We start from the raw sequence: 12423 nt of genomic DNA on the forward strand, positions 1-12423 counted from the left end.
ACGTGGCAGGCCAGGCCGCACCAGGCGGCGTGGCCCAAGGCCGTTACGGCACCACGTCGTCGCCGACTTCGGCAGCCACGTGGCCCACGTCGCCCCAATCCAGCACCTGCCAGTGACGGCCCTTTACGCCCACCCGGTTGATGCTGACATTGAGCAGCGCGGCATCGCGCGGCGCGTTCAGCGGCACGCCGGTGGCATGGCGCCAGATGATGTCCAGCACGCCGCCGTGCGTGAACATCAGGATGCGTTCGCCCTCGTGGCGGCTGGCAATGTCGTCCACCGTGGAAATCACGCGCGACTGGAACTGGCCCAGCGTTTCGCCGCCATCCAGCGGGCGCAGCGGATCGCGGCTTTTCCAGGCGGCGGCGGCTTCCGGCGCCAGCACATCGATGCGGTCGTGGTCCAGGCCTTCAAGCACGCCGAAGCCGCGCTCGCGGATGCCCGGTTCGACGCGTACGCGCAGGTCCAGTTGCTCGGACACCGGTACGGCGGTGGCGTGGGCGCGCTGCAGGTCGCTGCTGTAGATGGCGTGGATCGGCGTGTGGTGGGCTTCCTCGCGCAGGCGCGCCGCCAGCAGGCTGGCCTGGTTGCGGCCGAATTCGTTCAGCGGGATGTCTTTCCAGCCTTGCAGGCGGCGTTCGCGGTTCCAGTCGGTTTCGCCGTGGCGGATGAACCAGATTTCAGTCATTGCAATATCGATACGGTGGGGAAGGGGCGCGGGCGGACGGGTGGGCCCGGCTCAAAGCGGGTCGGGCGCGATCGGCGCACGCGGCTTCCAGATGGCTTGAATCACCGAGCTTAACGCGACCAGCGCGGGCTCGCTAGCGCGTTCGTAGGGCAGGATGAAGCCCAGCGTCGCGTCGGCGCGAGCCTGGCCCCAGACGATGAAGTCGTTCGAGGCCGCGCCGGCCAGCGCGGTTTCCTCGCGCAGCAGCGCGCAGCCGGCGCCGGCCCGCACCAGTGCTTCCAGGTTGGCCTGGTCGTCGTGCTGCATGGCCACGCGCGGCGACAGGCCGTGGCGTTCGAACATGTCGCGCAGCAGCAGGTGGGTGTGGCTGCCGGCCGGACCGTCCAGCCATGGCAGTTGCGCCACTTCGCGCCAGCCGCCGCGCTTGAGCACGGCGGCCTGTTCCTTGGGCAGCGCGATGCGGTAGCGCACACTGCGCAGCGGCTGCCACAGCACCCCGCGCGGCGGGTGGGCGGCAATCGTCAATGCCGCCGGCAGCCGGCCGGTGCTGACCTGTTCGGCAAGCGTGGCGGTGGGCAGCGTCTGCGTCTTCAGTTCGATCAGCGGCAGCCGCTGGGCAATGGCCGAGGCCAGCTCGCCCAGCCGCAGGAAATCCGGTTTTTCGCTGGGCACGCCCAGTTCGACCACGCCTTGCAGGCTGCCCTGCAACTGCTGCGCTTCGGACTTGAATTGCGCGCCCAGCACCAGCAGCGATTCGGCCGTGGGCAGCAGCATTTCGCCGGCCTTGGCCAGCGCCAGCCGGCCGCCGCTGCGATCAAATAAGGCCACGCCCAGGCTTTGTTCCAGGGCCTTGATCTGGCCGGTGACGGCGGGCTGGGTCAGCGACAGGGCTTCGGCGGCCTTGGTCAGGTTGCCCAGCCGGGCCACCGTGACGAAGGCGCGTATCTGATAGATTTCCATGGCGCCTTTGTAGGGGAACCGGGCTCAGGCGGCAAGCAGCCGCACCTGGGTCGGCTCCAGCCCGATCGACACCGGCGCCCCCACCGGAAACGGCGACAGTCCCGCCAGGTGAGACTGGTCTGCCGTCAGGCGCTGCTCGCCCACCTGCACCTGGTAGCGGGTGAACTCGCCCAGGAACTCACTGCTTTCCACCACGCCAGGCAGCCACACGTAGCGCGCATCGCCCAAGCCGTCGGCCATTTCGATCTGCACGGTATGCGGCCGGAAGCTCGCCGCCAGGCGCTGCGCCGTGGGCGCTTCGGCCGCCAGCGGCAGGTGCAGGTCGCCCACGCCTTCCACCGCCAGCACCACGCTGCCGCTGGTGCGCTCGCGCACATTGCCTTCCAGCACGTTCATGGTGCCCACGAAGTTGGCTACGAAGCGGTTCACCGGATAGTCGAACAGCGTGCTGGGCGCGCCGATCTGCTGCACCACGCCATGGTCCAGCACCGCCATGCGGTCGGCGGTGGTCATCGCCTCTTCCTGGTCGTGCGTCACGAAAATGGTGGTGATGCCCAGCCGGCGCTGCAGGCTGAGCAGATCCTGGCGCATCTGCACGCGCAGCTTCTTGTCCAGGTTCGACAGGGGTTCGTCCAGCAGCAGCACCTGCGGCTCGATCACGATGGTGCGCGCCAGCGCCACGCGCTGCTGCTGGCCGCCGGACAGCTGGTTGGGCCGGCGGCGCGCGTATTGCGACAGGCCCACCAGTTCCAGCGCGGCCTCGACCTTGCTGCGGATCTGGTCGCGCGGCAGCTTGCGTTCGACCAGGCCGAACGCCACGTTGTCCCACACCGTCATGTGCGGCCACAAGGCATAGTTCTGGAACACCATGCCGATGTTGCGGTTCCAGGGCGGGATGCCGCTGATGTCCTTGCCATCCACCAGCAGCTGGCCGGCGTTCTGGCGGTTGAAGCCCGCGATCAGGCGCAGCAAGGTGGATTTGCCCGAGCCGGATGGCCCCAGCAGGGCGAAGAACTCGCCGGGCTCGATGCTGATGTTGACGTCCTTGAGCACTTCCGTCTTGCCGTACGACAGGCGGATGTTGCGGCATTCAACGCTGACTTTCTTCATGTTGTTCCCCTTGGTTCAAGCCTCGTCGCCGCGCGCCGGGCGCTGGCGCGCCTGGGCGCGCTCCACCAGCAGGTGCGAGACATAGGTGCCGATGGCCACGGCCACCACCGCCAGCACGCCCAGCGCGGCGCCGGGCCCACGGCCCGCCGCGCTCTGCATGTACAGATAGATGCCGTAGCTCATCGGCGCCTGGCTGTCTTTGGTGACCAGCATGATGGTGGCCGACAGCTCGACCGCCGCCGTCACGAAGCTGGTGACAAATCCAGCCAGCATGCCACCGGCCATCAGCGGCACCACCACGCGGCGGATGGTGCGCAGGCGAGTCGCGCCCATCGATTGCGCGGCCTCTTCCAGCGATACGTTGATCTGCTGCAGCGAGGCCACGCAGGAGCGCAGCGCATACGGCAGCCGCCGCACCGAGTACGCGATCATGATGATGATCCACGACGAGGTCAGCAGCGTGCCGGTGCCGGGAATCTCCACGCCGCGGAACGTGCGCAGCAGGCCGATCGCCAGCACGATGCCGGGAATCGCCAGGGCGGCGGACGCCAGGAAATCCAGCCACTGGCGCGCCGGCAGGCGGGTGCGCAGCATCAGGTAGGCGATGGCCGTTCCCAGGATCACGTCCACACCCGCGGCCAGGCCGCAATACAGCAGCGTGTTGGCGATCATGCCCTGCGACTCGCTGAACACCGCGGCGTAGTGCGCCAGCGTGTAGCCGTCGGGCAGCGGCGCAAAGCTCCAGACGCTGGCCAATGACAGCAGCAGCACGCCCATGTGCGGCGACAGCACAAGCAGCAGCACCAGGGCGATCCAGCCATAGGCCAGCGTGCTTTCCAGCGGATTCAGTTTGCGCTTCTGGATCGAGTTGCCGCCCTTTTGCAGCGTGGAGTAGTCGCGCCCCTTGAGCACCCGCGCCGACAGCCACAGCGCCAGGATCGAAAACGCGATCATGATCACGCTGATCACATAACCCAGCGGATCTTCCAGGCCCACCTGGGTGATGCGCAGATAGGCCTGCGGCGCCAGCATGTTGGTGGTGCCCAGCACCAGCGGCGTGCCCAGGTCATCGAACACCTTGACGAACACCAGCGACGTGCCCGCCACGTAACCGGGCAGCGCCAACGGGAAGATCACCCGGCGGAACAGCCGGAACCCGCGCGAACCCAGGTTGAAGGCCGCCTCTTCCATGGCGCCGTCGATGTTGCGCAGCGCCACCACCAGGTTCATCAGGATGAACGGGAAGTAGTGCAGGGCCTCGACGAAGATCACGCCGTTCAGCCCGTCCATGAACGGGATGGTGAAGCCGAACCAGTCGTTCAGCAGCAGGTTCACGCTGCCCGAACGGCCGAAGATCAGCTGCATGGCCACGGCGCCCACGAAGGGCGGCATGATCAGTGGCAGCACGCCCAGCGTCTGGATGATGAGTGCGCCGCGGAAATCGAAGCGCACCGTGAAATACGCCAGCGGCACCGCGATCAGCGAGGCCAGCAGGGCGGACCAGCCCGCGACGTAGAGGCTGTTGAAGAAGGCCTCGCGCATCAACGGCTGGTTGAAGAAGGCGCCGAAGTGGCCCGTGGTGAAGCTGCCGTCCGCATTGACGAACGCCGTGTAGAACACGGTGCCCACCGGCACGGCCAGGAACAGCGCCAGGAAACCCAGCACCAGAAGCGCGGCCAGCACAGGGCCGGCGGGCAGGCGGGTATGGCCCGGAAGATTCATCGAGATTCCCGTTGTGGTTGAAGACAGGCGGTGGCCGCCGGTCCGTGCCAAGGGCCGGCCCGACGGTCATGCGGGCGGGGCGAGCCCCGGCCCCGCAGGTCCTGCGCTACAGCGCTGCCGCTTCCCGCGCCAGCTTCACGGCCTGCTCATAATTGCTTTTGGCCGTGCCGTTCCATTCGCCTTCCAGCTGCGTGATCTGCTGGTTGACCGCCGCGTCCTTCTTGTTGCCGCTGAAGATCTTCAGGAAGGCCGGGTCGGCGGCTTTCTTGCCGTCGACCAGCGGGGTCCACGCCAGCCTGCGAGCCTCCGCCAGCAGTTCGGCCGGCTTGCCGCTCTTGGCCTTCTCGCCCAGCTTGGCCTCGGCGTCGTAGATCGCCTTGGTCGCCGCCTGCAATTCCTTCAGGCGGAACGTGACGGTCTGGTCATACAGCGACTGCACCACGTAGTAGCGCGTCTGCGACAGGTCGGCATTGAACTGGACCTTGCTGCGTCTCGCGATCTCGGCCGGGTCCGGATAGCCTTGCGGCACCTTGCCGGCCAGCGCCGAGTACGGCAGTACCGGCAGGCGCGAGATCTTCGGTTCCAGCAGCAGTTCCTGGCCGGCCTGGCTCAGCGTGAAGGCGATGAACTTCTTGCCTTCCTCGGTGTTCTTGGCGCCGTCGATCAGCGCGATGTTGGCCGGCACGATGGCCGTTTCCGACGGATAGACGAATTCCACGGGGAACTTCGAATACTTGCTCGACAGGCCGAAGAAGTCGATGACCGGGCCCGCGCCGAACTGGCCATTGTTGACGCCGTCCGGCACGCCGAACGAACGTTCGGTCACCGCGCTGCTGTTGCCCGACATGCGCAGCAGGGTGTTCCAGCCGTCGTCCCAGCCTTCGCCCTGCAGGATGGTTTCCACGGTCAGGTGCATGGTGCCCGAGCGCGATGGCGAGGTGATGCCGACATGGCCGAACCATTGCGGCGCCAGCAGGTCCTTCCATTCGACCGGCGCGGGGATGTTGTGGGCCTTGATGTAGCGCGTGTTGTAGACGATGCCGTAGCCGGCCAGCGCCTGTCCGAGGTACATGCCGCCCGGGTCGTTGATGGGGTAGTTGCCGATCTTGTCCGGCACATTCCTGTTGGCCACGTCCGACGAGTTGGCCAGCAGCTTGTCGCGCCCCAGCACCTCGAACGCGTCGGGGGCGCTGGCCCAGAACACCTCGGGGCGCTGGCCCGCCGGCGTTTCGCGCACGTAGGCGATGCCGGACACGGTGTTCTTGTTCAGGATTTCCAGCGTGATGCCCGGGTTGGCCTTTTCGAACGCGGTCTTGTAGGCCTGGGTCAGGTCTTTCGGGAACGACGTGATGACCGTGACGGTGCCCGCCAGGGCCGGCGCCGCGCAGGCGGCCAGCAACGCCCCTGCAAGGGCTGTGCGCATTGCATGCATGGTTTGTCTCCGTGGTTTTTTGATTTGTCCGGAGACCTTAATGGCTGCGCCCGCCGCACGTCCAATCAGAAATTTTGATGCGCGTCATCAGCCCGGGGGGGGCTGGCGCCGGTCCCGCCGAAGCACCGGCGCAGGGAAAACGCGCTTACGCCGTGGCTGCCACACCGCCGTTCGCTTTGGCCATCGCCTTGGCTTTTTCGGCCATGACCTGCTGGATCTGACTCATGATCTGCATCGCCTGGCCGTTCAGTGCTTGCATCTGCGTGGCTTTTTGCTCGGCCGACGCGTTGCTGTCGCGCACGCGTGCAATCTGCTCCATGACCCGCTTGAGCTGGCGCTGCAGTTCCTTGATCTGCCGGGTGTAGTGGTCGTCGTTCTCGGAAGATTCCGTTTCCTCCGTCTGGCCCACCTTCATGGCGCCGGCATTGGACACGCGGATCTTGCCGTCGGGCGTGACGGTGACGCCCTTGCTGTCGTCCTTGGCGTCCTTGGCTTCCTTGTTGGCCTGGATTTTCTGCGCCCACAGGTCGGCGATGCTGCCGATGCGCGAGGTGCCGCTGATGGAATCGATGGCCATGAGGGGTCTCCAGAAGGAAGAATGACTGGGGGTTTCCACTAATACGGCATTCTGACCGGGAACTTAAGTTGCCGCCCGTTCCCGGCCCCCTTTACACTGGCGCCCGCTCACACCAATCACCCCCGGGGAATCCATGTCCAATTCCTATTTTCCGCGCTGGCGCCTGGCCGACGACGCCGAGCCCGGCGTCATCATCGCGCCCGATGAACGGCTGTCCTGGCCCAAGAACGTGGCCATGGGGGCACAGCACGTGGTGGCGATGTTCGGCTCCACCGTGCTGGCGCCGCTGCTCATGGGCTTCGATCCCAACGTCGCCATCCTGATGTCGGGCATCGGCACCCTGATCTTCTTCCTGTTCGTCGGCGGCCGCGTGCCCAGCTACCTGGGCTCCAGCTTCGCCTTCATCGGCGGCGTCATCGCGGTGACCGGCTATGCCGGCGGCGGCGCCAATGCCAACATCGGCGTGGCGCTGGGCGCCATCATCGCCTGCGGACTGGCCTACACGCTGATCGGCGTCATCGTCTGGATCGTCAACGCCCGCGCGGGCGGCGGCGCCAACTGGATCGATACGCTGATGCCGCCGGTCGTGACCGGCGCGGTCGTCGCGGTGATCGGCCTGAACCTGGCGCCCATCGCCGCCAAAGGCGCCATGGGCGCCTCGGGCTTTGATAGCGCCATGGCAATTGTCACCATCCTGTGCGTGGGCGGCATCGCCGTCTATACCAAGGGCATGGTGCAGCGGCTGTTGATCCTGGTCGGCCTGATCCTGGCCTGCGTGGTGTACGCCCTCTGCGCCAACGGCCTGAATCTGGGCAAGCCCATCGACTTTTCCGCCGTGTACGCCGCGGCCTGGTTCGGGCTGCCGCATTTCGCTGCACCGGTCTTCAAGGCCGAGGCAATGGGCCTGATCGTGCCGGTGGCCATCATCCTGGTCGCCGAGAACCTGGGCCACGTCAAGGCGGTCAGCGCCATGACCGGCCAGGACCTGGATCGCTACCTGGGCCGCGCCTTCGTCGGCGACGGCGTGGCCACCATGGTGTCGGGTGCAGTGGGCGGCACCGGTGTCACCACCTATGCCGAGAACATCGGCGTGATGGCGGTCACCCGCATCTATTCGACGCTGGTGTTCGTCATCGCGGCCCTGATCGCCATCGTGCTGGGTTTCTCGCCCAAGTTCGGCGCCTTGATCCAGACCATCCCGGCCCCCGTGCTGGGCGGCATGTCGGTCGTGGTGTTCGGCCTGATCGCCATCGCCGGGGCCCGGATCTGGGTCGTGAACCAGGTCGACTTCAGCGACAACCGCAACCTGATCGTGGCCGCCGTCACGCTGGTGCTGGGCGCGGGCGACTTCACGGTCAAGCTGGGCAACTTCACGCTCGGCGGCATCGGTACCGCCACCTTCGGCGCGATCATCCTGTACGCGTTGCTGCGTCGCAAGAAGCAGGGGTAGGGCGGCGGTTGCCGCTTGCGCCTTACCGCTGGCCGGGCGCTCGGGCCCGGCCCCTGGCCGCCGGCCCGGGCTGGCGTAACGTCCGCCCAGGCCGGCCCCCTCTCAGTGCCGTGATAGCCGCGAAGCCGGTGCCCGGCCCGCCACCCGCACCGGCGCCGCCTCGATCACCTGGCCTGACTGGGTCTTGAAGACTGCGGTGGCCTCGGAAAGGCGCCGCGCCTGGTCCTCCATCGCCGATGCCGCGGCCGAGGCTTGTTCCACCAGCGCGGCGTTCTGCTGTGTCACCTCGTCCATCTGCGACACCGCCAGGGTGACCTGGTCGATGCCGCCGGCCTGCTCGGCCGACGCCGCCGAGATTTCGCCCATGATGTCGGCCACTCGCTGCACCGAGGTCACGATTTCCTCCATGGTCTGGCCGGCGGCCGATACGTGCGACGCCCCTGCCGCCACCGTCTCGACGGAGGTCTCGATCAGGGCCTTGATTTCCTTGGCCGCCTGCGCCGCGCGCTGGGCGAGGGTGCGCACTTCGCCCGCCACCACCGCGAAGCCCTTGCCCTGTTCGCCCGCTCGCGCCGCCTCCACGGCCGCATTGAGCGCCAGGATGTTGGTCTGGAAGGCAATGCCGTCGATCACCGAGACGATGTCGGCGATACGGCGCGAGCTGTCGGAGATGCCTTGCATCGTCGCCACCACCTGGCCGACCGTGTGGCCGCCGCGCTGGGCCACTTCCATGCTGACCGCGGCCAGTTGGTTGGCCTGGGCGGCGTTTTCGGCATTCTGCTTGACCGTGGCGGCCAACTGCTCCATCGTGGCCGCCGTTTCCTCCAGCGCCGCCGCCTGCTCTTCGGTGCGAGTCGACAGGTTGGCGTTGCCCGCGGCAATCTCGGCCGCCCCGACGTTGATTTCCTCCACCCCCTGGCGCACGGTCGTGACCGTACGCGTCAGCCCGTCCTGCATGCGCTTGACCGCCGAGAACAGCGTGCCGATCTCGTTGTTCGATCGGGCGTCCACCCGCTGGGTCAGGTCGCCGGCGGCGATGCGGTCGAAGTGCCGGCCCGCGTCCTGCAAGGGCAGCAAGACACCACGCCGGATGAAGGCCCAGCACAGCGCCGCCAGCAGCACGGCTACCGACAGCAGCACGATGGACGACACCTTGGCTGTCGCGTAGGTGTTCTGCGAACGGCCCAGCACCCCGTCGCTGCGTTCCTGCACGCGCGCCAGGAAGACCTGCATGTCCTTGGCGAAATTCGTGTCAGCCTGCCGCACTGCGTCTTCGCCCTGCTGGTAGCGGGCCACCGAGCGTTCCTTCAGCGCCGAATCCAGTTCCTGCAGCGCCGCCGCGTAGCCGTTGAAGCGGCCTTGCAGCGCCAGGGCCAATTCCTGGCCGCGCTCGCTCTTGGGTACTTCCATGTAACGGGCAAAGCGCTCGCGCGCCAGTTGCAACTGTTCGGCGGCAGTCGCTTCGGCTGCCGCGGCCTGGTCGTTGGCGCCGGCCTGCAGGGCGGCAATGCCGGCGCCCAGCGCCAGGCGGGTCCGCAACAGGGCGCCATTGGTCTCGTACAGCGGATCGACCTGGTGCACGGCCACATTATTCAGGTCTTCGATTTCCCGCACGCTGTTTTCGGCATTCATCCAGCCTAGGCCGCAAGCCAGCGCCAAGGCCACCACGAAGCAGGCCAGCACCAGCATCATTCCCGTACGGACTTTCAATTTTTCCAGCATGAGAGCTCCCGTTCTTGAACGCGCTCCACCGCTGGCGCGGGCCCCAAGCCCATGGGCGCTGCGGTAGAGGGGCAAACGTCGAGCCGGATGACTGCGATGCGTCCGCCCAATCTGCAACACGCACAATCGATCGATTCCCGCGGCGGCCACATTATGTCGTTGGCCGTCGCGCCCCTCGGATTTGATTAAGGAAAACCGCCGGTTGATTCCGACTTGTATTTAATTGTTATTAATGGGCCGATTTGTCGGTTATACCTTTTTTATTCGATACCACCGCGCGTTTTTACAGAAACCCCGGGCCCTCCCGATATCCAGGCTATCGGTGAGTATCTTTTATGCAACGCGCGGCAGCGGCCCTTGCCGGGTCAGGGGCGGGCGGGGTTGGTGGGGGACGGATCTGGAAGCAGGCCGTTTTGGGAAACGACGGGTTTTAGCGGGTTACAGCGGCGAAATGCGCCGAAAACGACGGTTTCTCCGGTGGCTTGCAATTCCCGTGGACTTTGACCACAATATGGCCTTGATTGCCCCGGTTCCGACCCGAGCCGGGGTTTTGTTTTGGTCGAAGCTTGCCGCATCCGCCTGGCGAGCCGACCGGACGCCTACCGCGTCAGGTCCAAGACCTTCACACCGAGAACGCTCCGTCCGGGGCGTTTTCTACTTTTGTTTGGGAAACGACAATGTCTGCCATTCCTTTGACCGTGCGCGGGGCCGAGCGCTTGCAAGAAGAGCTCCAGCGGCTGAAAACCGTGGAACGTCCCGCCGTCATCAACGCTATCGCTGAAGCGCGCGCGCAGGGCGATCTGTCGGAAAATGCCGAGTACGATGCGGCTCGCGAGCGCCAAGGTTTTATCGAGGGCCGGATTGCCGAACTTGAAGGCACGCTTTCCAATGCCCACCTGATCGACCCGACCTCCCTCGAGGCCGAAGGGCGCGCCGTGTTTGGCGCTACCGTCGACATCGAAGACCTGGATTCGGGCGACCGTGTGACGTACCAGATCGTCGGCGACGTCGAAGCCGACATCAAGTCGAACCTGATCTCCGTGTCGAGCCCCGTGGCCCGCGCACTGATCGGCAAGAGCGAAGGCGATGTCGTCGAGGTCAAGGCCCCGGCTGGCGTTCGCGAATATGAAGTCCTGGGCGTGCGTTACATCTGACGCCTGCCAATAGCGGTAACATCAGCAAAACACCATAGCCAGAACGTAGCGTTCGTCAGGATTTCCGCGGCTAGCAGGCGGAACGCTATGGTGGACCGGGCGCGTAAAGCGCCCGTTTTTGTGCCCGGGTTCTATCTTTTGGGCGACGACTTGCGGCTGGTGCCGCTGCGTGCCCCGGCCCGCAGGCTGAGCGCGCTGCCGGCGCGACGCGGAATGCCGTGGGCGCTGGAAGACGTCTTCTTGTTGCTGGGACGCATCGGCTTGCCGTTCTTGTTCAGCTGGTCCTGGGGCACGAAGCGGGCCTTGGCCGGCTTGGGCTCTTCGGTTTCGGAACGGCGTGGACGCTTGGACAGGGTCTTGCCTTCGGCGGCCAGCTTCTTGGGCGTATGCGGCTCGGAGGCGCGGCGCTTGGTCGAGGCGGGGCGCTCCGGTTCCATCGCGGCCAGCGCGGCGGGCTTGATGTTGCCAGCCAGCGGGCGGAACAGAATCAGGGTCTTGCCCAGGTGGTGCACGGGGGCGCAGGACAGCGTGTCGCAGATGGTCGACAGCATGGCATCGCGGGCCTCGCGGTCGTCGCCGCCGGCGCGGACCTTGATCAGGCCGTGGGAAGCGAGTGCCAGATCGATTTCCTTGAGCACGGCTTCGGTCAGGCCATTGTCGCCAATCAGGACGACGGGGCGCAAAGGGTGAGCGGCGGACCGAAGGTCGCTGCGCTCACGAGAGGTAAGTTCTAATATAGGCATGCGTGGAATTGTACGGTAATGGCCAAGAATAAATTCTCCAAAGACTGGATTCACCAGCACATCAACGATCCCTATGTGAAGATGGCGCAACAGAAGGGCTACCGGGCCCGCGCCGCCTTCAAGCTGATCGAGATCCTCGACACCGAGAAACTGATGCGCCGGGGCGACCTGGTCATCGACCTGGGTTCGGCGCCCGGCAGTTGGTCCCAGGTGGCGCGCGAGCGCCTCGCCGGGCCCGGCGGCGTCGTGGACGGACGCATCATCGCGCTCGACATGCTGCCCATGGAGCCCGTGGCGGGCGTCGAATTCATCCAGGGCGACTTCCGCGAAGATGACATTTTGAAACAGTTGGAAGACATGGTCGGATCGCGCGCGGTAGACCTTGTAATTTCCGACATGGCCCCCAACTTGTCAGGCGTGGGTATCGCCGACGCCGCGCGCATCCAGCATGTGTGCGAGTTGGCGATGGAATTTTCGCTCGCCCATCTCAAGCCCAATGGGGCGCTGATCGTCAAGGCTTTCCACGGAACCGGCTTCTCGCAGATCGTGCAAAGCTTCAAGCAGCACTTCAAGCGGGTGGTCGAGCGCAAGCCGAAGGCATCGCGGGACAAATCCTCCGAAACCTTTCTGGTGGCCCGCGATCTGAAATAACCCATGCCGGGGCCTCGTGCCCCGGTCAGAAGAAACCCCCCGGTCGGCCACGGCCGGCCTGCCGAGACAACGACCAGCAAAATCACGAATCAGGCGTAATTTAGAGGCCCCGGCTGATCCCAGGACGCAACCCGGTCCAACAGGGTAGAATGGGCTATTGACATACTTGTGACTGTGCCATACGCGGGTGCGCAGTCGCCGGTCGGAATCGAAA

General features: G+C 65.9%; 11 protein-coding genes. 3 read left to right on the forward strand and 8 right to left on the reverse strand.

Features of this window, described 5'->3' with window-relative positions; genetic code table 11:
• Window positions 1–43: 43 nt before the first annotated feature.
• The 6 genes from AC6LJ2_RS12000 to AC6LJ2_RS12025 form a co-directional block, all read right to left on the reverse strand.
• Window positions 44–688 carry a histidine phosphatase family protein gene (locus AC6LJ2_RS12000; RefSeq protein WP_498151428.1) on the reverse strand — a complete coding sequence of 215 codons (645 nt, stop codon included), beginning with the start codon at window positions 686–688 and terminating at the stop codon, window positions 44–46.
• A 51-nt stretch (window positions 689–739) separates the two neighbouring features.
• The gene (locus AC6LJ2_RS12005) at window positions 740–1648 is read right to left on the reverse strand and encodes a LysR family transcriptional regulator (protein WP_263911500.1); all 909 of its coding nucleotides are present in this window, start codon (window positions 1646–1648) and stop codon (window positions 740–742) included.
• Window positions 1649–1672: 24 nt separating this feature from the next.
• Window positions 1673–2758, reverse strand: a complete 1086-nt coding sequence (locus AC6LJ2_RS12010) for an ABC transporter ATP-binding protein (RefSeq protein WP_263911501.1) — start codon at window positions 2756–2758, stop codon at window positions 1673–1675.
• 15 nt (window positions 2759–2773) lie between these two features.
• Window positions 2774–4480 carry an ABC transporter permease gene (locus AC6LJ2_RS12015; RefSeq protein ID WP_445657235.1) on the reverse strand — a complete coding sequence of 569 codons (1707 nt, stop codon included), beginning with the start codon at window positions 4478–4480 and terminating at the stop codon, window positions 2774–2776.
• Window positions 4481–4586: 106 nt separating this feature from the next.
• A complete protein-coding gene (locus AC6LJ2_RS12020) occupies window positions 4587–5912 on the reverse strand; it encodes an ABC transporter substrate-binding protein (RefSeq protein WP_498151429.1) in 1326 nt (441 codons plus the stop codon).
• A gap of 145 nt (window positions 5913–6057) precedes the next feature.
• Entirely contained in the window at window positions 6058–6489 is a 432-nt protein-coding gene (locus AC6LJ2_RS12025) for a FlxA-like family protein (protein WP_445657233.1), read from the reverse strand.
• 133 nt (window positions 6490–6622) lie between these two features.
• Here AC6LJ2_RS12025 and AC6LJ2_RS12030 point away from each other — a divergent pair, with 133 nt between their 5' ends.
• Window positions 6623–7939: a solute carrier family 23 protein gene (locus AC6LJ2_RS12030; RefSeq protein WP_263911507.1), complete on the forward strand. Its 1317-nt coding sequence runs from the start codon at window positions 6623–6625 to the stop codon at window positions 7937–7939.
• 102 nt (window positions 7940–8041) lie between these two features.
• Here AC6LJ2_RS12030 and AC6LJ2_RS12035 read toward each other — a convergent pair whose 3' ends face one another.
• Window positions 8042–9661, reverse strand: a complete 1620-nt coding sequence (locus tag AC6LJ2_RS12035) for a methyl-accepting chemotaxis protein (protein WP_498151430.1) — start codon at window positions 9659–9661, stop codon at window positions 8042–8044.
• Between the two features lie 677 nt (window positions 9662–10338).
• On the opposite strand from AC6LJ2_RS12035, the gene greA reads away from it, so the two are divergent.
• Window positions 10339–10815, forward strand: coding sequence for a transcription elongation factor GreA (greA, locus tag AC6LJ2_RS12040; protein ID WP_199166166.1), 477 nt, complete (start codon window positions 10339–10341; stop codon window positions 10813–10815).
• Window positions 10816–10946: 131 nt separating this feature from the next.
• On the opposite strand, the gene AC6LJ2_RS12045 is transcribed toward greA, so the two are convergent.
• Entirely contained in the window at window positions 10947–11558 is a 612-nt protein-coding gene (locus AC6LJ2_RS12045; RefSeq protein WP_263911510.1) for a YhbY family RNA-binding protein, read from the reverse strand.
• Between the two features lie 18 nt (window positions 11559–11576).
• Between AC6LJ2_RS12045 and AC6LJ2_RS12050 the strand changes: the two genes are divergently transcribed.
• Window positions 11577–12209 (forward strand): RlmE family RNA methyltransferase, encoded by a 633-nt coding sequence (locus AC6LJ2_RS12050; RefSeq protein WP_025139564.1) that lies wholly within the window; start codon window positions 11577–11579, stop codon window positions 12207–12209.
• Window positions 12210–12423: the final 214 nt, after the last annotated feature.

The organism is Achromobacter sp. 1014246743, from assembly GCF_059760725.1.

What these genes read in the sequence shown, in the direction of transcription:
- AC6LJ2_RS12045 (WP_263911510.1), bottom strand. Translation starts at nt 11,558, where the DNA reads ATGCCTATATTAGAACTTACCTCTCGTGAGCGCAGCGACCTTCGGTCC.
- AC6LJ2_RS12035 (WP_498151430.1), bottom strand. Translation starts at nt 9,661, where the DNA reads ATGCTGGAAAAATTGAAAGTCCGTACGGGAATGATGCTGGTGCTGGCC.
- AC6LJ2_RS12000 (WP_498151428.1), bottom strand. Translation starts at nt 688, where the DNA reads ATGACTGAAATCTGGTTCATCCGCCACGGCGAAACCGACTGGAACCGC.
- AC6LJ2_RS12050 (WP_025139564.1), top strand. Translation starts at nt 11,577, where the DNA reads ATGGCCAAGAATAAATTCTCCAAAGACTGGATTCACCAGCACATCAAC.
- AC6LJ2_RS12030 (WP_263911507.1), top strand. Translation starts at nt 6,623, where the DNA reads ATGTCCAATTCCTATTTTCCGCGCTGGCGCCTGGCCGACGACGCCGAG.
- AC6LJ2_RS12025 (WP_445657233.1), bottom strand. Translation starts at nt 6,489, where the DNA reads ATGGCCATCGATTCCATCAGCGGCACCTCGCGCATCGGCAGCATCGCC.
- greA (WP_199166166.1), top strand. Translation starts at nt 10,339, where the DNA reads ATGTCTGCCATTCCTTTGACCGTGCGCGGGGCCGAGCGCTTGCAAGAA.
- AC6LJ2_RS12005 (WP_263911500.1), bottom strand. Translation starts at nt 1,648, where the DNA reads ATGGAAATCTATCAGATACGCGCCTTCGTCACGGTGGCCCGGCTGGGC.
- AC6LJ2_RS12015 (WP_445657235.1), bottom strand. Translation starts at nt 4,480, where the DNA reads ATGAATCTTCCGGGCCATACCCGCCTGCCCGCCGGCCCTGTGCTGGCC.
- AC6LJ2_RS12020 (WP_498151429.1), bottom strand. Translation starts at nt 5,912, where the DNA reads ATGCATGCAATGCGCACAGCCCTTGCAGGGGCGTTGCTGGCCGCCTGC.
- AC6LJ2_RS12010 (WP_263911501.1), bottom strand. Translation starts at nt 2,758, where the DNA reads ATGAAGAAAGTCAGCGTTGAATGCCGCAACATCCGCCTGTCGTACGGC.